Origin of the sequence: Microbispora sp. CSR-4, from assembly GCF_008033685.1 — a bacterium.
Classification (GTDB): Bacteria; Actinomycetota; Actinomycetes; order Streptosporangiales; family Streptosporangiaceae; genus Microbispora.
Genome location: NZ_VJVX01000004.1, coordinates 72299 through 92782, shown reverse-complemented (window position 1 = coordinate 92782; position 20484 = coordinate 72299). Strand labels below are relative to the sequence as shown.

General features: G+C 71.6%; 17 protein-coding genes. 7 read left to right on the top strand and 10 right to left on the bottom strand.

Translation table 11 applies throughout. From position 1 onward, the window contains the following. The first annotated feature begins 5 nt into the window (after nucleotides 1–5). On the top strand, nucleotides 6–965 hold the full coding sequence (locus FLV34_RS06230) for an NADP-dependent oxidoreductase (protein WP_147942588.1): 960 nt from the start codon (nucleotides 6–8) through the stop codon (nucleotides 963–965). On the opposite strand, the gene FLV34_RS06225 is transcribed toward FLV34_RS06230, so the two are convergent. Together FLV34_RS06225 and FLV34_RS06220 are read right to left on the bottom strand one after the other, a co-directional pair. Beyond that, complete coding sequence (locus tag FLV34_RS06225; RefSeq protein ID WP_142650314.1) at nucleotides 962–1594, bottom strand: TetR family transcriptional regulator; 633 nt, start codon at nucleotides 1592–1594, stop codon at nucleotides 962–964. The two genes, FLV34_RS06230 and FLV34_RS06225, sit on opposite strands and share 4 nt — an antisense overlap. Continuing rightward, a complete protein-coding gene (locus tag FLV34_RS06220) occupies nucleotides 1572–3083 on the bottom strand; it encodes an MFS transporter (RefSeq protein ID WP_147942587.1) in 1512 nt (503 codons plus the stop codon). The genes FLV34_RS06225 and FLV34_RS06220 overlap by 23 nt, the downstream gene beginning before the upstream one ends. Nucleotides 3084–3158: 75 nt before the next feature. Between FLV34_RS06220 and FLV34_RS06215 the strand changes: the two genes are divergently transcribed. The 4 genes from FLV34_RS06215 to FLV34_RS06200 all read left to right on the top strand — a co-directional run bounded on the left by FLV34_RS06215 (nucleotide 3159) and on the right by FLV34_RS06200 (nucleotide 8287). Further along, nucleotides 3159–3677, top strand: coding sequence for a hypothetical protein (locus FLV34_RS06215; RefSeq protein WP_142650316.1), 519 nt, complete (start codon nucleotides 3159–3161; stop codon nucleotides 3675–3677). A gap of 280 nt (nucleotides 3678–3957) precedes the next feature. After that, nucleotides 3958–5826 carry a phosphoenolpyruvate carboxykinase (GTP) gene (locus tag FLV34_RS06210; RefSeq protein WP_187280555.1) on the top strand — a complete coding sequence of 623 codons (1869 nt, stop codon included), beginning with the start codon at nucleotides 3958–3960 and terminating at the stop codon, nucleotides 5824–5826. A gap of 145 nt (nucleotides 5827–5971) precedes the next feature. Then, nucleotides 5972–6733: an isoprenyl transferase gene (locus FLV34_RS06205; protein WP_142650317.1), complete on the top strand. Its 762-nt coding sequence runs from the start codon at nucleotides 5972–5974 to the stop codon at nucleotides 6731–6733. A gap of 243 nt (nucleotides 6734–6976) precedes the next feature. Further along, nucleotides 6977–8287, top strand: coding sequence for a PhoH family protein (locus FLV34_RS06200; protein ID WP_142650318.1), 1311 nt, complete (start codon nucleotides 6977–6979; stop codon nucleotides 8285–8287). A gap of 30 nt (nucleotides 8288–8317) precedes the next feature. Here FLV34_RS06200 and FLV34_RS06195 read toward each other — a convergent pair whose 3' ends face one another. The 3 genes from FLV34_RS06195 to FLV34_RS06185 are packed head-to-tail and all read right to left on the bottom strand — an operon-like array spanning nucleotide 8318 to nucleotide 11011. Further along, nucleotides 8318–8887 (bottom strand): hypothetical protein, encoded by a 570-nt coding sequence (locus FLV34_RS06195; RefSeq protein ID WP_142650319.1) that lies wholly within the window; start codon nucleotides 8885–8887, stop codon nucleotides 8318–8320. Beyond that, entirely contained in the window at nucleotides 8884–10329 is a 1446-nt protein-coding gene (locus FLV34_RS06190) for a cell wall metabolism sensor histidine kinase WalK (protein WP_142650320.1), read from the bottom strand. Before FLV34_RS06190 ends, FLV34_RS06195 begins: the two co-directional genes overlap by 4 nt. A gap of 7 nt (nucleotides 10330–10336) precedes the next feature. Continuing rightward, nucleotides 10337–11011 carry a response regulator transcription factor gene (locus FLV34_RS06185; RefSeq protein ID WP_142650321.1) on the bottom strand — a complete coding sequence of 225 codons (675 nt, stop codon included), beginning with the start codon at nucleotides 11009–11011 and terminating at the stop codon, nucleotides 10337–10339. 270 nt (nucleotides 11012–11281) lie between these two features. On the opposite strand from FLV34_RS06185, the gene FLV34_RS06180 reads away from it, so the two are divergent. Together FLV34_RS06180 and FLV34_RS06175 are read left to right on the top strand one after the other, a co-directional pair. Next, nucleotides 11282–11974 (top strand): lytic transglycosylase domain-containing protein, encoded by a 693-nt coding sequence (locus FLV34_RS06180; protein ID WP_261985674.1) that lies wholly within the window; start codon nucleotides 11282–11284, stop codon nucleotides 11972–11974. An 80-nt stretch (nucleotides 11975–12054) separates the two neighbouring features. After that, complete coding sequence (locus FLV34_RS06175; protein ID WP_187280554.1) at nucleotides 12055–14019, top strand: glycosyltransferase family 2 protein; 1965 nt, start codon at nucleotides 12055–12057, stop codon at nucleotides 14017–14019. On the opposite strand, the gene FLV34_RS06170 is transcribed toward FLV34_RS06175, so the two are convergent. From FLV34_RS06170 to FLV34_RS06150, 5 genes are all read right to left on the bottom strand, one after another. After that, nucleotides 14020–15039: an alpha/beta fold hydrolase gene (locus tag FLV34_RS06170; RefSeq protein ID WP_147942585.1), complete on the bottom strand. Its 1020-nt coding sequence runs from the start codon at nucleotides 15037–15039 to the stop codon at nucleotides 14020–14022. Next, nucleotides 15036–16373 (bottom strand): tannase/feruloyl esterase family alpha/beta hydrolase, encoded by a 1338-nt coding sequence (locus tag FLV34_RS06165; RefSeq protein WP_147942584.1) that lies wholly within the window; start codon nucleotides 16371–16373, stop codon nucleotides 15036–15038. The genes FLV34_RS06170 and FLV34_RS06165 overlap by 4 nt, the downstream gene beginning before the upstream one ends. Further along, nucleotides 16373–17710: an MFS transporter gene (locus FLV34_RS06160; RefSeq protein WP_147942583.1), complete on the bottom strand. Its 1338-nt coding sequence runs from the start codon at nucleotides 17708–17710 to the stop codon at nucleotides 16373–16375. The genes FLV34_RS06165 and FLV34_RS06160 overlap by 1 nt, the downstream gene beginning before the upstream one ends. A 77-nt stretch (nucleotides 17711–17787) precedes the next feature. Beyond that, on the bottom strand, nucleotides 17788–19704 hold the full coding sequence (locus FLV34_RS06155) for a helix-turn-helix domain-containing protein (RefSeq protein WP_147942582.1): 1917 nt from the start codon (nucleotides 19702–19704) through the stop codon (nucleotides 17788–17790). Further along, a complete protein-coding gene (locus FLV34_RS06150) occupies nucleotides 19689–20462 on the bottom strand; it encodes a 3-hydroxybutyrate dehydrogenase (RefSeq protein WP_142650328.1) in 774 nt (257 codons plus the stop codon). The genes FLV34_RS06155 and FLV34_RS06150 overlap by 16 nt, the downstream gene beginning before the upstream one ends. Between the last annotated feature and the right edge of the window lie 22 nt (nucleotides 20463–20484).

Here is a 20484-nt window from a genome sequence, read left to right as displayed (position 1 = left end):
GTCCCATGCACTGGACCGGAGACCCCGAGGTCCTGGCGCTGGAGGAGGTTCCCCGCCCCGAGCCGGGTCCCGGGGACGTGCTGGTCCGGGTGCACGCGGCCGGGATGAACCCGCCCGACTGGTACGCCCGCATAGGCTTTTCGAACATTCCCGAGGAGATGCGGCCCGCGTTTCCCCTGCCGTACACGCCGGGCTCGGACATCTCCGGCGTGGTCGTCGCCGTCGGCGAGGGCGTCGGCGAGTGGCGGGAGGGCGACGAGGTCTTCGGGCTCGTGCGCTTTCCCGGCGCTCTGGGCAACGGAGGCCGGGGCTACGCCGAATACACCACCTCGCCCGCGTCCCACCTGGCCCGCAAGCCGGCCTCGCTCAGCCACGTCGAGGCGGCCGCCGTGCCGATGGCGGGGCTCACCGCCTATCAGTTCGTCTTCGACCACATCAAGCTCGGCGAGGGCCGCAGGGTGCTGGTCAACGGCGCCGCCGGCGGGGTCGGCCACTTCGCGGCGCAGCTCGCCAAACTACAGGGCGCGTACGTCATCGGGGTCGCCTCGGGGCGGCACGAGACGTTCCTGCGCGAGCTGGGGGTGGACGAGTTCGTCGACTACACGACCACGCGCGTGGAGGACGCGGTGCGCGACGTGGACGTGCTCATCGACAGCGTGGGCGGGCCGGACGCCCACCGGTTCCTGCGGGTGGTGCGGCCCGGCGGCGTGATCAGCCCGGTCTTCCACGGCGAGTATCACCGCGACCACGCGGCCGAGCTGGGCATCACGTTCCGGGGCGGCCAGGTCCACTCGGACGGCAAGCAGATGGCCGAACTGGGACGCCTGCTGGAGGAGGGCCGGCTGCGCGTCGGCATCGACGCGGTCTTCCCGCTCGCCGAGGCCGCGAAGGCCCACGAGCGGGCCGAGCGCGGGCACATCCAGGGCAAGCTGGTCCTTCAGGTGGTTCCCGACAAAGCCGATTAGATCGGCAGCCCGGCCTCCAGGTAGCCGAGTGCCTCGTCGAGCAGCACGGGCAGCGGGATCCGGCCGTCGTGCTCCACCCAGGTGAACATCGCCGGGAGCATGACCCCCATCACCGCGCCGGCCAGCGTCCGTACGGCGGGGCTGCGGGGGTCGCGGCCCGCCCGCTCGGCCACCGCCCCGGCGAGCATCTCGATCGTGGAGTACAGCCCTTCCATCGTCCGGGCCCGCAGGGCGGGCACGGAGGTGGTCAGCTTGGTCCGGGAGAGCATCCGGTCGAGCTCCTCGGGCTCCATCGCCTCGAAGGCGGTGCGGAACGCGGCGCGCAGCGTGGTCAGCGGGGGCAGGTCCGGCGGCTGCGCCTTGATCGCCTCCATCAGGAGCGGGTCGTAGTCGTCCTGGGTGACCGCGTCCTCCTTCGTGGGGAAGTAGCGGAAGAACGTGCTGGGGGAGACCTCGGCCGCCTCCGCGATCTGCTCGACCGTCGTCGCGTCGTATCCCTGCTCGGCGAACAGCCGCAGCGCCTGCTCCTGGATGGTCCTGCGGGTCTTGGCCTTCTTGCGCTCGCGCAGGCTCGTGACAGCGCGGTCGGAGGCGGGCGAGGTCCGGTCAGCGCGCTGAGGTGAGCTCATGCCCTGATTCTGCCGTCTTCCCGCGCCCTGCCGTACTCCCCGGTAGGAAGACGGCCACGAGGACGGTGGTCAGCACCGACAGGGCCCCGCACACCAGCAGGACCAGGTCCATGCCGTCCACGAACGCCTCCCTGGCCGCGCCCAGCAGCGCGGCGTCTCCCGCACGCGCGGCCAGGGCCGTCGCGGCCGTGACCGAGCCGGCCGCTCCCTCCGGGACCCGGTCCGGCAGACCCGAGGCGTACGCCGCCGAGAGCATGCTGCCGAGACCGGCCACGCCCAGCGCGCCGCCGACCTGGCGCACGGTCTGCAGGGTCGCCGAGCCGGAGCCCGACCGCTCCTCGGGCAGCGTGGCGAGCACGCCGTCCATGGCGGGGACCATGGCGAGGCCCACGCCCGCGCCGAGGACGGCCAGCCAGGCCGCGACGAAGCCGTACGCGGAAGACACCGAGGTCGCGGCGCCCAGGAGGAAGCCGGCGGCGAGCAGGACCAGGCCCGCCGGCATGACCACGCGCAGCCCGAGGCGGGCCGTGAGCCGCTCTCCGGCCAGGCCCCCGGCCATCAGCCCGGCCACCATGGGGATCACCCGCACACCGGTGCCGAGGGCGTCGTGCCCGAGCACGGCCTGCAGGTGCTGGGGGACGACGAACAGCACGCCCGACATGCCGAGGCTCACGAACGTCGCGCCGGCCGCGCCCCAGACGAAGACCCGGCTGCGGAACAGGCCGAGGTCCATCATCGGCTGCCGGGTGCGGGCCTCGACCCGGACGAACACCGCCAGCAGCGCCGCCCCCGCGCCGAGACCGGCCAGCACGCGGGGGTCGCCCCACCCGCGCGCCGGGGCCTCGATGACGCCGTACACCAGCGCGGCCAGGCCCGTCACCGACAGCAGCGCGCCGGGCAGGTCGGTCCGCGGCGCGGCGGGGTCGCGCGACTCGGGGATGAACGCGGCCACCGCCGCCATCGAGACGACGATCATGGGGATGTTCACGAGGAAGACCGAGCCCCACCAGAAGTGGTCGAGCAGGTAGCCGCCCACGACCGGGCCGAGGGGCAGGCCGAGCGCCATGGCGGCCGTCCACACGGCGATCGCGCGCCCGCGCTCGGCCGGTGGGAAGACCACCGGCAGGATCGAGGTCGACAGCGGCATGATCACCGCGCCGCCCGCCCCCATCAACGCGCGGGCCGCGACCAGGGCGCCGGTGCCGCCCGCGTACGTCGCGATCACCGACGCGATGCCGAAGGCCGCGAGCCCGGCCAGCAGCAGGCGCCTGCGGCCGAACCGGTCGCCGAGCGCGCCCGCCGGGAGCATCAGCGCGGCGAACGGGATCAGGTAGGCGTCGACGATCCACTGCAGGTCGCCGGTCGAGGCGTGCAGGTCGGCCGCGAGGGTCGGCAGCGCCACGTTGAGCACGGTCGCGTCCATGCCGATGACAAGGGCGCTGAGCACGAGGGCGCCGAGCGCCCACCATCGAGAAGTGAGAGTAGCCATAATTTGAAAGTAGCCCTCAAAAAGTAGCGACTGTCAACCTAGGCTGCTGTGCAATAGCGATGTAATGTTGATTACATGCATTCAGAAGAACAGCTGAGCGCCTGGTTCGCCGGCCGGTTGCCGGACAACTGGTTCGCCGAGACCCCCAAGGTCGTGGTGGACCGCGAGGAGATCACCGTGCTGGGCACGCTTCCGCCGCTGTCGGTGGCCGAAGGGCTCCCCGACCCGGAGCGTGCGGCGGCCATGGATGGGTACGTCGAGCGGTTCCGCGAGGAGACGCGCGAGCGCAGGATCGACATCGCCAGGGAGGCCGAGCACCGCTTCCGCCGCAAGGTCTCCTGGGGTGTCGTCGTGGGCGGCGAGACCGTGATGTTCACCACTCTTTCCGTCCCCGTCATGACCCGGCTCCGCCAGCCGGAACGGCAGGTCCTCGACACCCTGGTCGCCGCGGGTGTCGCGCGCAGCCGCAGCGACGCGCTGGCCTGGTGCGTGCGGCTCGTCGGCAAGCACACCGACAGCTGGCTCGCTGACCTGCGCGATGCCCTCCAGCACGTCGACAGGATCAGGGCGGAGGGCCCCGGCGGATTGGACTGAACCAATTCGCCGAAAGGTCTGGACCAGTCGAATTGGCCTATACCAATGTGTAAGGACGGTGCTGCGGGTAAGGGGAAGAGCGACGTTTTTCCAACAGGGCCAGAGTGGGTAAGGTCCCACAACATCACGGCCACTGCCTGTGCGGATGGCATCCGTGGCCATGAAGTAGAGAATGGCGCCGATTTAACGGAGTGGAAACTCGATGGTCTACTCCAATTGGATTCGGAGGCCATTCTTCGCCGATGATGCTCTGGCCCTGAGAGATTAAGGAGCCGCCCCCGTGTCCATTTCAGTAGAGGTACCCACGCCCACGAGTCACAGCGATCTGGCGGCCTGGGTGACCCGGATCGCGGAGCTGACCCAGCCCGACCGGATCGAATGGTGCGACGGCTCCGAGGCCGAATGGACGCGCCTGACCAACCTCCTGGTCGAGCAGGGCACCTTCACGCGGCTGGCCAAGCGTCCCAACAGCTTCTACGCGGCCTCGGACCCGAGCGACGTCGCCCGCGTGGAGGACCGCACGTTCATCTGCTCCGAGCGTGAGGAGGACGCCGGGCCGACCAACAACTGGATCGCGCCCGACGAGATGCGCCGCACGTTCGCCACGCTGTTCAAGGGCTGCATGCGGGGCCGGACGATGTACGTCGTGCCGTTCTGCATGGGTCCCCTGGGCGGGAACATCTCGCAGCTCGGCGTCGAGATCACCGACTCGCCGTACGTCGTGGTGTCGATGCGGATCATGACCCGGATGGGCGAGGACGCGCTGCGGCTCATCGAGGAGCGCGGAGCGGCGCGAAAGGCCCGAGAGAGCGAGGCACGAGCCAACGAGGGCCGAGGCAAGCGCGACCATGAGCACGGCGACTTCGTGAAGGCCGTCCACTCGGTGGGCGCGCCGCTGGCGCCCGGCCAGGCCGACGTGCCGTGGCCGTGCAGCCAGACCAAGTACATCAGCCACTTCCCGGAGACCCGCGAGATCTGGTCGTACGGCTCGGGCTACGGCGGCAACGCGCTGCTGGGCAAGAAGTGCTACGCGCTGCGGATCGCCAGCGTGATGGCCCGCGACGAGGGCTGGCTGGCCGAGCACATGCTGATCCTCAAACTCACGCCGCCGCAGGGCGAGGCGCGGTATGTCGCCGCGGCCTTCCCGTCGGCGTGCGGCAAGACGAACCTCGCCATGCTCCAGCCCACGATCCCGGGCTGGAAGGTCGAGACGATCGGCGACGACATCGCCTGGATGCGCTTCGGCCCCGACGGCCGGCTGTACGCGATCAACCCGGAGGCCGGGTTCTTCGGCGTCGCGCCCGGCACCGGGCGGTCCACGAACGCCAACGCGATCGAGACGCTGTGGGGCAACAGCATCTTCACGAACGTCGCGCTGACCGACGACGGGGACGTCTGGTGGGAGGGCCTCACCGACGAGCCGCCCGCGCACCTCATCGACTGGAAGGGCCGTGACTGGACGCCGGACTCCCCGGAGCCCGCCGCCCACCCGAACGCCCGGTTCACCACGCCGGCCGAGCAGTGCCCGACGATCGCCCCCGAGTGGCAGGACCCCGCCGGGGTGCCGATCTCGGCCATCCTGTTCGGCGGCCGCAGGGCGACCGCGGTGCCGCTGGTGACCGAGTCGTTCGGCTGGCAGCACGGCGTGTTCCTGGGCGCCAACGTGGCCTCGGAGAAGACCGCGGCGGCCGAGGGGAAGGTCGGCGAGCTGCGCCGCGACCCGTTCGCGATGCTGCCGTTCTGCGGCTACAACATGGGCGACTACTTCGCCCACTGGCTGGAGATCGGCAGGATGACCGATCCGGAGAAGCTGCCGAGGATCTACTACGTCAACTGGTTCCGCAAGGACGCGAACGGCCGCTTCCTGTGGCCGGGCTTCGGCGAGAACAGCCGGGTGCTCAAGTGGATCGTCGACCGGCTGAACGGCGTGGCCGACGCCGTGCCCACGCCGATCGGCAACCTGCCGGCCTCGCTCGACACCGAGGGCCTCGACATCGCGCCCGAGGACATGGAGCTCCTGCTCAGCGTCGACCCCGAGGTGTGGCGCGAGGAGGCGGCGCTGATCCCGCCCCACTTCGAGACCTTCGGCGACCACATGCCGAAGGAGCTGTGGGACGAGTACCGCGCCCTGGTCCAGCGCCTGGGCTGAGTGGTCCGGCGGCTCGTCCGGTGCCCGCCGGCGCCCGCCGGGGCGCGCCGCCCCGGCGGGCCGCCCCGGCCCGGGGAGGGCAGGGCACACCGGTTCGCCCGCGATAATTGGTGATCGAGCCCATCGTCGCGAGGAAGAAGGTCGCATGAGCGCGCGCGATCTCGTGTACAAGCTGTACGAGCGCAGGCTCGAACGGAAGCTGTCCTCCGACCAGATTCCCCGCCACGTCGGCGTCATCGTGGACGGCAACCGCAGGTGGGCGCGGGCCATGGGCCTGCGGGACGTCAGCCGGGGCCACCAGAAGGGCGCCGACAAGATCTCCGAGCTGCTCGTGTGGTGCCGCGAGGCCGGGGTCGAGTACGTGACGCTGTGGCTGCTCTCCACCGACAACCTGTCCAGGGACAAGGCCGAGCTCGATCCGCTGCTCCAGGTGATCGAGAACCTCGTCCAGGACCTCGTGGACCAGGGATGGCACCTCAATCCCATGGGCTCGCTCGACCTTCTGCCCGATCACACGGCTCGTGTCCTCAAACACGCAAAAGAAACCACATCGCATCGTCCGGGCCTGATTGTGAACGTTGCCGTTGGGTATGGAGGAAGGCGTGAGATCGCTGATGCGGTGCGCTCCCTCCTCCAGGAGCATGCCAGCAAGGGCGCAAGCATCGAGGACCTCGTCGAGGTCCTCGACGTCGAGCACATCGCTGAGCATCTCTACACGCGCGGCCTGCCCGACCCGGATCTCGTCATCCGGACCTCGGGAGAGCAGCGGCTCTCCGGATTCCTGCTCTGGCAGAGCGCCCACTCCGAGTTCTACTTCTGCGAGGCCTACTGGCCCGACTTCCGCAGAGTCGACTTCCTGCGGGCGCTCCGCTCGTACGCCGCACGGCACCGTCGGTACGGCTCCTGAGACGGTACGTGACCAGCGTCTTTTTACCAGCGAAAACCTATTGGGCTGGGGAGATTCGTTACGTAACGTGGTAGCTGAGCGGCCGTCGAGGGGATCGGCGGCCACCACCTCGGGAGAGGGCCCGTCCTTGCGCGACCACCATGCGAGGAGGGCCGGAGCCCCGGTCTGCTCTCGCAGGTCACGGGCCCGGTCCGTTCACCACCAGTCAAGGCAGGGCGCCCTCAGGCGCCCGGGGGAGAACGCGTGGCAGTGTCCTCGAGCAACCCGTCCACATCCCGCACCTACGTTCTGGACACGTCCGTCCTGCTCGCCGACCCGGCGGCGATGAGCCGCTTCGCCGAGCACGAGGTCGTCGTCCCGATCGTCGTCGTCACGGAACTGGAGGCCAAGCGCCACCACCCCGAGCTCGGCTACTTCGCCCGGGAGGCGCTGCGCTTCCTCGATGACCTCAGAGTGCGGTACGGACGGCTGGATGAGCCCATGCCGATCGGCGACGGGAACATCCGGGTCGAGCTGAACCATAGTGATCCGTCCTGCCTCCCGGCGGGCTTCCGCTTGGGCGACAACGACACCCGCATCCTCACCGTCGCGCAGAACCTCGCGGCGGAGGGCAAGGACGTGGTGCTGGTGTCGAAGGACCTGCCGATGCGGGTCAAGGCGGCGTCCATCGGCCTGGCCGCGGAGGAGTACCGCGCCGGCATGGTGGTGGAGTCCGGCTGGACCGGCATGGCGGAGCTCCAGGTCACCACGGAGGAGATGGACGCCCTCTTCGAGGCCGGCAGCGCCGACATCGAAGAGGCGCGCGACCTGCCGTGCCACACCGGCCTGCGGCTGCTGTCGAGCCGCGGCTCGGCGCTCGGCCGCGTCCTGCCGGACAAGTCGGTGCGTCTGGTGAGGGGCGACCGTGAGGTCTTCGGGCTGCACGGCCGGTCGGCGGAGCAGCGGATCGCGCTCGACCTGCTGATGGACCCCGACGTGGGCATCGTGTCGATGGGCGGCCGGGCCGGCACAGGAAAGTCCGCGCTGGCGCTGTGCGCGGGGCTGGAGGCGGTGCTTGAGCGCCGTCAGCACCGCAAGATCATCGTCTTCCGCCCCCTGTACGCCGTGGGCGGCCAGGAGCTCGGCTACCTGCCCGGCTCCGAGAACGACAAGATGGGCCCGTGGGCCCAGGCGGTCTACGACACGCTGGGCGCGGTCACGTCTCCCGAGGTCATCGAGGAGGTCATCGACCGGGGCATGCTGGAGGTCCTGCCGCTGACGCACATCCGCGGCCGTTCCCTCCACGACGCCTTCGTGATCGTGGACGAGGCGCAGTCGCTGGAGCGCGGCGTGCTGCTGACCGTGCTGTCCCGCATCGGCGCCAACTCGCGGGTCGTGCTCACCCACGACATCGCCCAGCGCGACAACCTGCGGGTGGGCCGGCACGACGGCGTCGTCGCCGTGGTGGAGAAGCTCAAGGGCCACCCGCTGTTCGCCCACATCACGCTGACCAGGTCCGAGCGGTCGCCGATCGCCGCCCTGGTCACCGAGATGCTGGAGAACATCACGCTGTAGTAGCCGCGATCGACGAGAGGGGCACAAGGCTCACGGGGGGAGCTGGCCGTCTTTGGGGGCCAGATCCCAGAACTCCCGGCAGGTGTGGACCTTCAGGGGCCCGTTCTTGTCGGGAGTCGCGTGAGCGATCTCCACGGCCCAGATCTCCGGGCGCAGCCGCGCCGTACAGGTGATCTGGGCCATGGCGGTCCTGGTGATCTTCCAGCCGCTCACGAACAGCCGTACGCGCAGGCTGAGGGTGGCGTCGGGGTCGTTGCGGCTGCCGGCGTCCGGGGCGTACCTGACGAGCTGCACCTGGGCCAGCGTGAGGCCGGTGAGCGCGGTGGACAGCTGGTTCGGCGTCCGCCCGCTGGCCGCGAACAGCGCGTAGAGCACGTCGTTGACGTGGGGTGAGCGCGCCGCGACGCGGGTGGGCCACAGCCGGCCGTCCCGCAGCATGTAGATCGTGACGAGGGTGGGCGTGCCGCTGATGACGGGGGCGGGACCGGCGTCGATCACCCCGGTCGGCGCGACCCCGCAGGCCGCCGACACCATGAGCAGTGCCGCGAGCAGGCCCGCGAGCAGGGCCCTGGACGCGCGCCTGGTCCGTCCGCGGCTCATGGTTTCGGGATCCAGACGCGGAAGAGGGTGCCGGGGTCGCAGCGTTCGGCCCTGATCGAGCCGCCGTGCAACTCGGCGTTGGCCTTGGCGATGGCCAGGCCGAGACCGCTGCCCACGCTCCTGGCCCGGTCGGTGCCGGCCTTGTAGAAGCGGTCGAAGACGTGGGGAAGCACCTGCTCGGGGATGCCGCTCCCGTGGTCGCGCACGCTCACTTCGAGCGCCCCGTGATGCTCGCCGCCAACCGCCACCCGCGCGCCGACAACCACGGGAGGCGCGCCGTGGTTGAGCGCGTTGCCGACGAGGTTGGCGACGATCACGTCGAACCTCCGGGCGTCCAGCGAGAACGTGAGCCCGACGGGCACGGTGAGCTTCACCCGGTCGGCCCAGCCCCGCACCTCCAGGCAGTCGGCCAGCGTGTCGCCCACGTCGACCGTCTCCCGGCGGAGCGTTGCGGCGCCCGCGTCGAACCGGCTGATCTCGATGAGGTGCTCGACCAGCACCCGCAGCCGGTCGATCTCGCGGACGACGATCCGCACCGCCTCCCCGGCGTCTTCCGGCAGGTCGTCGGCGTCCTCCGACAGCATGTCGGTCACCGCGGTCATCGCGGTCAGCGGCGTGCGCAGCTCGTGTGAGACGTCCGCGACGAACCGCCGCGACATCGACTCCAGCGTCCGCAGCTCCGAGACACTGCCCTCCAGCGCCGCCGCCGTCTCGTTGAACGTCGCGGTCAGCTCCGCCAGCTCGTCCCGGCCGCGTACGGGGAGGCGGACGTGCAGCTCACCTGCGCCGAGGGCGCGGGCGGCCGCGCCCAGCCGCCGTACGGGCAGCAGCACCCGCCGGGCCGACAGCAGGGCCAGGGTCAGCGCCAGGACGAGTGTGATGGCTCCGGCCTGCGCGAGAGCGTTCCTGAGGCGGAACAGCACGGCCTCCTCGTCCGACAGCGGCACGAAGACGTAGGCCGTCAGGCCGGTCGGGCGCAGCATGTCGTCGCGGGTGGCCCGCTGGATCTGCGTGGCGACGATCAGCCACGGATGGTCCCTGAGCAGCACCCTCTGGTAGACGAGCCGCCGGGCCGCCTGCCAGCGGAGCTGGTCGGGCACGTCGGCCATGGTGAACCTGGCGCCGGCGCTGGAGCTGCGGTGGTCGCCGTAGGTCACGATGACGGTGCGCTCCGGCGCCTCCAGCGCCTGCACGACCCCGCTGAGGTCCTCGTCGGTGACGGTGGTGTCGCTCGGCCAGACCACGTCGCTCGCGCCGATCGGCAGCGTGATCTTGGAGAGCGTCTCCCGTACGTCGGCGACCGCGGTCCGCTCCGCGCGGTCGAGCATGCCCCGGCGGATGATCTGGTAGCCCAGGCCCGCCACCATGGCGGACGCCGTGACCGCCACCAGCAGGAAGGTGATCACCAGCCGGGCCTGCAACCCGGTGGGCACCCAGCTCATGTCGGGGTCATGGCGGGCTGAAGCGGTATCCGAAGCCGCGCACCGTGTGGATGTAGACGGGGTCGGCGGGCACCGGCTCGATCTTGGCGCGGATGCGCTGCACGCACGCGTCGACCAGCCGCGAGTCCGCCACGTGCGTGTGGTCCCACACGGCGCGCAGGAGATAGCGGCGGTTGAGCACCTGGCCGGGGTGGCGGACCAGTTCGAGGAGCAGACGCAGCTCGGTCGGGGTGAGGTGGATCTCCTTGCCCGAAAGGCTCACCTTGAGGGCTCCGCGGTCGATCACGAGGTCGCCGAAGGTGAGGCGGTCGGGCGAGGCGGACTCCAGCCGGCGCAGTACGGCGCGGATACGAGCGTCCAGCACCCGCGGTTCGACGGGCTTGACGACGTAGTCGTCCGCGCCGGCCTCCAGCCCCACCACCACGTCGAGGTCGTCGCCTCTGGCCGTGAGCAGGATGATCGGCAGCGGATCGAGTCTGCGGATGCGGCGGCACACCTCGACTCCGTCGATGCCGGGGAGCATGACGTCGAGGATCGCGATCTCGGGGCGGCGGGAGCGTACGTGTTCGAGGGCCTCCTCGCCCGTGGCGTACGCGGTCACCGAGTGGCCCTGCCGGGTGAGCGCGAGCTCGAGTCCGGCGCGGACCGAGGGGTCGTCTTCGACCAGGAGGATGCCTGCCACTCGGTCATTATGGTGCGAACCTCACCATTTCCCTATTTGTCACAGCCCTGTGACACCGTCAGCACCTCATCATCAAGAAGCGGGAGCAGGCTGGTGCGCGGGCACCCATGCCCCTCCCTGTGGCGCAAAGTGTGATTAAAATCACATTGTTGGGGAAAGTCCATGTGATCGGCCATCGAGTCAAGACGTCACCAAACAGGTACCACGATTCGGTTGCGGAGCACCCCCCACCACAGGGCAAGCTCATAAGCCGTGAGCTCTGGTCAGCAGTTGAAGGATCGTCCCCGCGCCGCCCGCCCGCGGCGGGGAACCGGCGGCCGCTCGGGGTCGGGCCGGCTGACCCCCAAGGGGATGGCGATCCTCGCCGTCAGCCTGGCCGTGCTCGCCGGCGGGACGGCCTTCGTCGTCCGCACCTCGATCGAGCACAGCAACGCGCCCAAGCAGGTGCTGGACCCGGACAGCTTCCTCGCGCTCGACCCGAACGCGCCCGATCCCGAGACCGACATCCTCAAGGAGCAGGCGGTCCAGGCGCTGCGCAAGGAGCGGCTGGAAAGCACCCGCGACGACCGGAAGAAGGGCCTCGACCCGGTCGAGATCGCCGAGAAGGCCCCCGGCGGCGGTGGTTTCAGCCCAGCCAACTTCCCGCCCGGCTCCACGCCCGACCCCGGCAGCAACAAGGCGCTCGGCAAGCAGATGGCCGAGGCGCGCGGCTGGGGCGGCGAGTGGGGCTGCCTGGAGAAGCTGTGGGACAGGGAGAGCCACTGGAACGAGCGGGCCATGAACCGCTACAGCGGTGCCTACGGCATCCCCCAGGCGCTCCCCGGCAGCAAGATGGCGAGCGCGGGCTCCGACTGGCAGACGAACCCCGCGACCCAGATCAAATGGGGTCTCGGCTACATCGCCGGCCGCTACAAGACGCCCTGCGGCGCCTGGGCGCACTCCCAGTCGACCGGCTGGTACTGACCGCGAAACTCTGGTCAGGGTTTCTCGACCTTTCGGCAAGCCCGCGCGTACGGCGGGGCTCGCACTGCACGCTTGGCCTCATGGGTGTGAAGGTCAGCGTGGTTATGCCCGTGTCCAACCCCGGGCTGTCGAACGACGCCTTCGGCGCGTCCGTGCGCTCGGTGCTGGAGCAGTCGCTGCCGCCGGATGAGTACGAGGTCGTCTTCGCCGACGACGGATCGACGGACGGGACCCGCAGGCGGCTCGACGCCATCGCCGAGCAACGCGACAACGTGCGGGTCCTGCACCTCGACCACAGTGGTTCGCCCGCGCGCGGGCGCAACGTCGGCCTGTCGGTGGCCCGCGGCGAGTACGTCTACCTGATCGGCCAGTACGACCGGCTGGAGCCGGACGCCCTGGAGCGGATGTACGACAGGGCCGTGGACACCGACGCCGACGTGCTGATCGGCAGGCTCGCCGACCAGGGGCCGCCGCCGGCCGCGTTCTCCCGCGACCGGGACCGGGCCGACGTGCTGCGCGACCACCTGCTCGCGCTGCCGACGGCGCACAAGCTGTTCAGCCGCGACTTCCTGGAGACCTGCCAGCTCCGCTTCGCCGACCGGCCGCTGTCCGAGCAGGCGTTCGTGACCAGGGCGTACCTCGCCGCGAAGGTGATCGCCGTGCTGTCCGACGAGATCTGCTGCCACCTGGGCCCGCCGTCGCCGGGCACGGCGGAGGAGGAGACGCCGGACGCCGAGGCGCTCTTCGACGGCCTCAACGCGATCTTCGACGTGGTGGACGCCTACACCGAGCCGGGCCCGCAGCGGGAGCGCATCCAGGCCCACTGGTACAAGACGCTCGGGCTGCGCCGTCTCGCGGGGGCGCGGTTCCTCGCCGCCGAGCCCGACGAGCGCATGATCCTCTTCTCGTTCCTGCGCCGCTTCACCCTCGACCGTTTTCCCGCCGCGCTCGACACTCATCTGCCCGCGCACCTGCGCGCCCGTGCGGCGCTGCTGCGCCTCGACCGCCTCGACGCGCTGGTCGCGCTCGCGGAGGCGTCCCGGGGCGCCAAGCTCAGCGCGGAGCTGCGGGAGCTGCGCTGGGACCAGGGCGTGCTGATGCTCGACCTGAGCGTGGAGATCCTGCGGGCCGGAGGCGCCCCGCTCTGGCTGCGGCAGCGGGGCGACCGGCTGCTGTGGACCCCGCCGCCCGGGGTCGAGGGCCTGCTCGACGGCCTGCTCGACGACGAGGGCGCCGACGTGACCGACGCGGTGCGCAGGGCCCGCGTGGAGGTCTGCGTACGCCACGCGGAGACCGGGGTGGTCCACTCGCTGCCGGTCACCTGCTCGGTGGGCCGTGCGAGCCTCGGCGACCAGGAGCACGGCGGCCAGGTGCGCGTGTGGGTGAACGGCCAGGCGCGCCTCGACGCCGGCGTGGCGGCCCTCGGGGGGCCGCTGCCCGCCGGGCTGTGGGAGATCCACGTGCGCATGCGGGGCGTGCACACGGGCCGCACCCGGGTGGCCCGCCCCGCCCTGCCGATGAGCTGCGCGGGCGCGCTCGCCGGCGAGCCGAAACGGCTCGTCGTGCCGTGCTGGTCCGAGCGCGGCGAGCTGGGCGTCTGCGTGGAGCCGAAGTCGTTCCCCGAGTCGATCGCGCTGGTCTCGTCGCGCGCCTCCGTCGCCAGGCAGGAGGGGCACGTCTTCGTCGTCGTGCCCGTGCCGTACGTGCCGCCGAGCGGGGGGCCGCCGACCGAGCTGGTGCTGCGCGAGCAGGACGGGCGCGGGCGCAGCATGGTCGTGCCCGCGCTGGTCGAGCCGGGGATACCCGGCCGGGTGGCCGGTCAGCTCGTCGCGCGGGTGCCGGTCAGCCGGATCGGCGGGGGCGACTGCCTCGGCCCGGGGTCGTGGCGGCCCGCGCTCCGCGTCGACCAGAAGGACGTGGACCTGCTGTTCGGGCTGACGGTGCGCCGCGGCGGGCAGGTGCACGTCCTGCCCGCCGGGGCGTCGCCGCAGGCTCCCTCACTGCTGCGGCGCATCGCCGTCCGCGTCCTGCGCGACCGCCGATAGCTAGGCGTGCAGGTGGTCGAGGAGGGCCGCGCGGAACTCCTCGGGCCTGTCGAGGTGTGGGCCGTGGCCGGCGCCCTCGATGACGACCTCCCGGTAGTCGCCGTAGCGGTCCAGCACGGCCCGCGTCTGGGCCACCATGGGCTGCGCGGGCGTGCCGTCCCAGCCGGGCACGGCGCCGATCGCGCCCAGGTGGGCGAGGTCGAACAGCGACGTGTCGGAGACGATCACGTCCTGGTCGCCCCTGATCCACAGGATGGGCGGCTTCGGGTCGATCTCGTGCAGGTCGTCGATCCGGAAGTTGGTCGGCGCGATCGTGTTCAGCACGCCCCGCTTGCCCGGGGCGACGTTCGGCCAGGCGTCCGAGGCCGCCGAGTCGCCCGGGTAGTGGTCGTCGCCGATGCGGGTGGACAGCATCGACTCCACGAACGCGTCCTCCTCCTCGCCCAGGTCGGTCCCGGCGGCGACGTACGTGGCACGCAGCACGTTCCGGGGCGAGACGGGGGAGTCGGCGGACCGGTCGCCCGCCCGGAGCGCGGCCACGAACTCGGGGTTGGCCGCGCCGCCGCCGGAGCCCGCGCCGTCGGGGCTGGTGAGCACGCCGTCCGGGCCCGTGGTGCCGCCGAAGCCGTACGGCGAGACGGGGTTGACCAGGACGGCGCTGCGGACCACGTCGGGCCGGTCGCGCAGGGCCTGCATGACGACTCCGCCGCCGAGGCTCCAGCCCACGAGGTGCGCGGGACCGATCCGGTCGAGCAGCGCGAGCACGTCGTCGGAGTAGTCGCGCACGCCGCGGCTCGCGTCCACCGGCTCGGGGTCGGTGTCGCCGAAGCCGCGCAGGTCCACCGCGTACGGACGGAAGCCCTCGGCCGCGATCGCGGTCATCGTCGACCGCCAGAACGCGCTGGAGGAGACGTTGCCGTGGACGAACACCACAGGGTCACCCGCCGAGCCCGGAACGGACAGGACGTTGAGGGTCAGACGGGACGTGCTGACGCGCTCGGCGGATATGGGTTGGGTCATGGTGTCGCTCCCAATGTGCAGGTGTTCTCAAGGTCGCCCGAGGCCGGGCGAGGCAGGGTGGCGTTCGGGGGCGGCGGGGTGCCCGTGCCGATCCACTTCTCCAGCGCGGTGAACGCGCTGCGGAAGCACGGCAGCAGCGGCCGCAGCCGGTCCGGGAACGACGGGTAGAGGCTGTCGACGTGGTTGCCGCCCTCGAAGCGGTAGTAGCGCATCAGCCGGCCGCGGTGCCGATCACCGATCATCTTGGCGTAGACGTCGGAATCCTCCCGGATCGGCAGCAGCGTGTCCAGGGTGCCGTGCACGATGACCAGCGGCCGCTTGATCTTCCCGGTGAGGCTCACCCGCGCCATCGCCTGCTTCACCGCGGCGGGCCGGGAGGCGTAGTCGTAGTCGGTGTCGCAGCCGGGCGTGCCGGACGCGCAGAACGGCGTGCCGGCCTCGGCGTCGCCGTCGTAGGAGGGATCGAACTCCTCGCGGTAGAGGCGCTGGGTGAGGTCCCAGTAGTACTGGTAGTGGAACGGCCACAGGAAGTCGGACTCCGGCGCGAAGCCCGCCGCCGCCACCCCTGCGCTGTCGCCCTTCGCGTACGCGCGCAGCGCGGGCGGCAGGAACGTCAGCAGGTTGGGCCCGTCGGTGGTGAAGAGCGTGCCCTCCCAGTCGACGCCGCCGTCGAACAGGTCGGGACGGTTCTCGATCTGCCAGCGGACCAGGTAGCCGCCGTTGGACTGCCCGGCCGCGATCGTCGTGCGGGCCGGCCTGCCGTACCGCTGCTTGACGACGGCCTTGGCGGCGACCGCCAGCTCGCTGACCCGGTGGTTCCACTCGGCGACCGCGTCGCCGGGCCGCGCGCCGTCGCGGTAGAACTCGACGCCGGTGTTGCCCTTGTCGGTCGCGGCGTACGCGTAGCCCTTGGCCAGCGCCCAGTCGGAGATCGTGAAGTCGTTGGCGTAGGTCTCCCGGTTGCCGGGCGACCCCGCGACGACCAGGCCGCCGTTCCACGTCTTCGGCAGCCGGATCACGAACTGCGCGTCGTGGTTCCAGCCGTGGTTGGTGTCGCCCGTGGAGGTGTCGGGGAAGTAGCCGTCGATCTGCATGCCGGGCACCCCGCTGGGGTTGACGGCGCCGGGCGAGTTGAGGCCCGACCAGTCCGACTGGTCGGTGTGCCCGGAGACCAGGGTGCCCTTCGTGGTCAGGTCGTCGAGGCAGGCGATCACCTGCTTCTGCGCGCCCGGCACGATCACCTTCGGGCACGCTGAGGCGTGCGATGGGGTGGCCTCCGCCGGGGCGGCGACGGCCAGGGGGAGGGCCAGCGCGAGGGCGGCCAGGGCCTTCATCAGGCCTCCTTCACGATCGCGGCGGCGTGGGCGGCGCCCGAGGTCGGCTGGATGGCCGACAGGTCGCGGTCGCGGGTCTCCCTGGAGGCGACCACCGCGACGATCGTGAGGACCGCCGCCGCCACCACGTAGACGGACACCGGCACGCTCGACCCGTACGCGTCGAGCAGGGCGACCGCGATCAGCGGGGCCACGCCGCCCGCCGCGATCGAGGCGAGCTGGTAGCCGATCGACACGCCCGAGTAGCGCATCCGGGTGGCGAACAGCTCGGAGAAGAACGCCGCCTGCGGGCCGTACATCGCGCCGTGCAGCACCAGGCCGATCGTCACCGCCACGGTGACCAGGAAGAAGCTCTTGGTGTCGATCAGCGGGAAGAACGCGAAGGCCCACAGCCCGACGCCGGCGGCGCCGAGAAGATAGACCGGCTTGCGGCCGATCCGGTCCGACAGCGCGCCCCACAGCGGGATCGTGACGAAGTGGATCGCCGAGCCGATCAGCACGGCGTTGAGCACGGTGCCCTTGGGCAGGCCCGCCGCCGTGGTGCCGTAGACGAGGACGAACGCGGTGATCACGTAGTAGGAGACGTTCTCGGCCATCCGGGCGCCCATCGCGACCAGCACGTCGCGCCAGTGGTGGCGCACCACGCCGACGATGGGGGCCTTCGGCGCGGCCTCCTGCCGCTCCAGCGCCTGCTGGAACACCGGAGACTCGGTGACCGTGAGCCTGATCCACAGGCCGATAAGCACAAGGACGCCGGACAGCAGGAACGCGATCCGCCAGCCCCAGGCGAGGAAGGCCTCCTCGGACTGCACCGCGGCCAGCAGCGCCAGCACACCGGTGGCGATCAGGTTGCCACCGGGAGCGCCGGCCTGCGGCCAGGACGCCCAGAAACCGCGGTTGCGGGGGTCGCCGTGCTCGGAGACCAGCAGCACCGCGCCGCCCCACTCGCCGCCGAGGGCGAAGCCCTGCACCAGACGGAGCACGGTCAGCAGCAACGGCGCGCCGGCGCCGAGCGCGGCGTACGTCGGCATGCAGCCGATGAGGAACGTCGAGCCGCCCATCATGAGCAGGCTGATGACCAGCAGCCGCTTGCGGCCGAGCCGGTCGCCGTAGTGGCCGAAGACCAGCCCGCCGAGTGGCCGGGCGACGAAGCCGACGGCATAGGTGAGGAACGCCAGGAGGGTGCCGGTCAGCTCGTCCTCGGTGGGGAAGAACAGCTTGTTGAACACCAGGGCGGCGGCCGAGCCGTAAAGGAAGAAGTCGTACCACTCGATGGTGGTGCCGATCAGGCTGGCCCCGACCACCTTTCCGATCCGTGCAGGGGGGGTGTTTGCCATGGGAACTCCTCCGATGGGGGGTTCCGCACACGGTATGCAGTGACCGAGGTCACTCCTATGGGGCGCCGCCACACACCTCAGGCGTCCGGCATGTGGGTGCGCAGCCGGTGGAGCCGCAGGGCGAGCTGGATCTCCAGGGCCCGCTCCGGTTCCTGCCAGTCGTCGCCGAGCAGCTGCCCCACCCGGTCGAGCCGCTGGGTCACCGTGTTCACGTGGATGTGCAGGGCCTCGGCCGTACGCGACAGCGAGCCGCCCGTGCCGAAGTAGGCGTTGAGGGTCTTGACCAGGGCGGTTCCCCGGCGCGCGTCATAGTCGAGCACCGGCCCGAGCGCGCCCGCGAGGAAGCCGGACACCTCGCGCCGCTCGCCCACGAGCAGGCCGACGAAGCCCAGCTCCCCGGCGCTCGCGCCGTCACCCGTACGGCCCAGCGCGACCAGGGCCCCGGCGCAGCGGCGGGCCTCGGCGTAGGCGGACGCCCCCGCCGTCGCCGGACCCGTGGCCATCGCGGCTCCCGCCGTCGCCGGGCGGCCGAGAGAGGCGCTCAGCTCCGCCGCGACGCGCCGGGCCAGCGCGCCCGGCCGGTCGCCGGGCAGCAGCAGCACGACCTCGTCGCCCCTGGTTGTGGCGAGGCCGTGCGCCAGCGTCGCCTGCGACGACGCCCAGAACGCGCCGCGCTCCCGCTGCCCGTCGTGCCGCGCCACGACCAGCACGTGCGGCGCGTCGAGATGGATGCCGAGCCGCCGCGCCCGGTCGTCCAGCCCGCGCAGCTCCGGCCGGGACACCAGGTCGTCGAGCAGCTCGCCGCGCACCCGCCCCTCCGCCTCGGCGACGCTGCGGCGGAACAGCAGCAGCAGCGCGGTGACGATCGCGGCGCGCTCCAGGATCCGCTGGTCGGTGTCGGACACCAGGTGGTCGGTCCGCAGCACCAGCGTGCACAGCGGCGCCGCCCCCACGTCCACCGACGCGACGTACGCGTCCCCCCGCTTGACCGTGCGGCCCAGCGCCCGCGACGACTGCGCGGCGTCGAAGACGCCCGTGTCGAGGTCGCGGGACTCGCCCACGAGGGGGCGGCCCTCGTCGTCGAGCACGGTCAGCCGGCCGCCCAGCACCTCGGTGACGACCGCCGCGACGTCCTCGACCCCGCCGCCGCGCAGCACGAGGCCGGTCATCCGGTCGTGCGCGTCCGCGGCCCGCTCGATCGACTCGCTGTGCGCCCTGATCAGCGTGTTCGCCTCGCTCAGCTCGCCCAGCGCGGCCCGGGTCTCCTGCAGCAGCCGGGCGGTGTCGATGGCCACGGCGGCGTGCGCCGCCAGCGAGCACAGCAGCGCCACCTCCTCCTGCGCGAACGGCCTGGCGCTGCGGTTGGCCGCGAACAGCACGCCGATGACCTGCGTGCCGAGTCGCAGCGGCACCCCGAGGATCGCCACCAGGCCCTCCTCGTGGACGGCCACGTCGATCGTGTTCGTGTGCCGGAACCTGGGGTCGGCGAAGTAGTCCGCCGTGTTGTACGGCGTGCCGCTCTGCGCCACCAGCCCGCCCAGCCCGGCGCCCATCGGCAGCCGCAGCCGCCGGAAGCTGGCCGAGATCGACCCGTCGGTCACCCGCATGTAGGTGTCGCCGCGCTCGGGGTCGTTCAGCGTCATGTACGCGATGTCGGTCGCGAGCAGCTGCCTGGATCGGTGCACGATGGCCTGCAGCACCGCGTCGAGATCGCGCAGCCCGGCCAGGTCGCTGGCGGTGTCGAACAGCGCCGACAGCTCCGCCTCCCGCTTGGCCCGCCGGCGCAGCACGGCCCGCACCTGGAGCGCCGCGACCTTGGCCCGCTCCAGCTCCTCCAGCGTGGCCGAGTCGGCCCCGGCCGCCCTGGCCTGCAGGATCGGGCCCTCGAACTCGACCGCCGACGCCTCCCGGGCGAGCAGGTCGAGATAGGCGTGCGCGCCGCTCGCCGGAGCCGTCGCGTTCTTGGGAGACGATGTGGTCAGCGCGCGCTCCATCCTCCGTCGATGGGAATCGAGACGCCGGTGACGAACGATCCCTGCGGCCCGCACAGGTAGGCGACCAGCTCGGCCACCTCGTCCGGCTCGACCAGCCGCTTGATCGCCGCGGGGGCGAGCATGATCTGCTCGACCACATCGTCCTCGCTGATCCCGTGGGTGCGCGCCTGGTCGGCGATCTGGTTCTCCACCAGCGGCGTCCGGACGTACGCGGGATTGACGCAGTTGGAGGTCACGCCGTGGGCCGCCCCTTCGAGGGCGATCACCTTCGACAGGCCCTCCAGCGCGTGCTTGGCCGTCACGTAGGCCGCCTTGAACGGCGAGGCGCGCAGGCCGTGCACCGAGGAGATGTTGACGATGCGGCCCCACCCGCGCTCGTACATGCCGGGCAGCACGTCGCGCACGAGCAGGAACGGCGCCTCGACCATCACCCGCATGATCTTGTTGAAGATCTCGGGCGGGAACTCCTCGATCGGGGCCACGTGCTGGAACCCCGCGTTGTTCACGACGATGTCGGCGCGCAGGTGCGTGTGCGGCGAGGGCGGGAGCTGGCCCCGCCAGGCCACCAGGAACTCCGGATCGGACAGGTCGACGGCCACCGGCGTGCCGCCGATCTCGGCGGCCACCTTGCTCGCGGCCTCGGCGTTGATGTCGGCGACGACGACGTGCGCGCCCTCGGCGGCCAGGCGCCGGGCACACGCCCGTCCGATGCCGCTCCCCGCGCCGGTGACGAGGGCCGTACGTCCTTCAAGGCTCATGCTGCCTCACGATAGAAACCGC